Source organism: Spirillospora sp. NPDC046719 (genome assembly GCF_040645715.1).
In the GTDB taxonomy this organism is placed as follows: domain Bacteria; phylum Actinomycetota; class Actinomycetes; order Streptosporangiales; family Streptosporangiaceae; genus Spirillospora.
The window spans coordinates 1-1,079 of record NZ_JBEYYT010000943.1; the positions used below are offsets into that span (position 1 = coordinate 1).

A 1,079-nucleotide genomic window follows, 5' to 3' on the forward strand; every position below is an offset into this window, starting at 1 on the left:
CCGGCGGGGACGCTCTGGCTGGCCGCCGCGAGCGCCGCCGCGGCCGCGGCGCTCGCCCGGGTCGGGCTGCCGGACGTACCGGCGCCGAACCGCGGGGGCTCCGGGGTGGCGCGCGAGACGTGGCGGGTGAACCGGCGGCTGCTCGGCGCCCGCACCACGCGGGGCCTGCTGCTGGCGTTCTGGCTGCCGCTGTCGCTGTCCGTCGGGTCGGAGGCGATGGCGATCCCGTACGCGAGCGGGCTCGGGAGTCCGGGGGCGGCCGGGCTGATGCTGTCGTCGGCCGCGGCCGGGATGTTCGCGGGCAACCTGCTGGTCGGCCGCTGGATCCGCCCCGGCCTGCGCGACCGGCTCACGTTCCCGCTCGCGCTGCTGACGGGCGCGCCGCTGCTGCTGTTCGCCCTCCACCCGCCCTTGCCGCTGGCCTGCACGCTGATGCTGGCGGGAACGGTCGGCCTCGGCTACGACCTGCCGCTCCAGCGCCGGCTCGTGGACGCGACGCCGGAGGCCGTGCGGGGCCAGGCGATCGGGCTGGCGAGCACCGGGGTGATGACGGGCCAGGCCGCCGCGATCGGCGGCGCGGGCGCGCTCGGCGACCTGCTGGCCCCGTCGCAGGTCATCGCCCTCTGCGGGGCCGCCGCGGTGCTCGCCGCGCTCGCCCTCCACCGCCACCTGCGCTGACGGCGCCTATTCGGCGGAACGGCGGCGGCGTCGTCCGGGCCACAGGAGCCAGGTCTGGAGCGCCCCGGACCCGGTCGTCGCGACGTAGAACAGGACGTTGGCGAGGGCCTGCGGCATCTCCCCGAAGTCGAGGAGGTAGAGGCTCACCATCGACAGCGGCGCGGTGGCCAGGATGAGGAAGACGCCGATGAAGCCGGGGTCGTCCGCGAACAGGTCGGCGGCGAGGACGATCCCGGTCGTCACCGTGACGGCGGCGCCGTAGCCGACGGCGATGGCGAGCCGCACCCGGTCGGCCGTGCCGCGGGCCGGCCGGGGGGATCGGGGGGTGCGGGCGGAGAAAGAGGAGAACATGCCGGCAATGCTCGCCGCGCGCCCGGTGGCGCCGCCTGAGTACCGGTACT

At 76.9% G+C, this 1,079-nt stretch carries 2 protein-coding genes; one reads left to right on the plus strand and one right to left on the minus strand.

All coding sequences use genetic code 11. The features are described from left to right. Nucleotides 1–678 (plus strand): MFS transporter (locus tag ABZ914_RS51745; protein ID WP_500201866.1); only part of this gene is annotated, 678 nt, incomplete at its 5' end. A gap of 6 nt (nucleotides 679–684) precedes the next feature. Here ABZ914_RS51745 and ABZ914_RS51750 read toward each other — a convergent pair. Beyond that, on the minus strand, nucleotides 685–1,079 hold a 395-nt coding region (locus ABZ914_RS51750), incomplete at its 5' end, for an SCO4225 family membrane protein (RefSeq protein WP_500201867.1).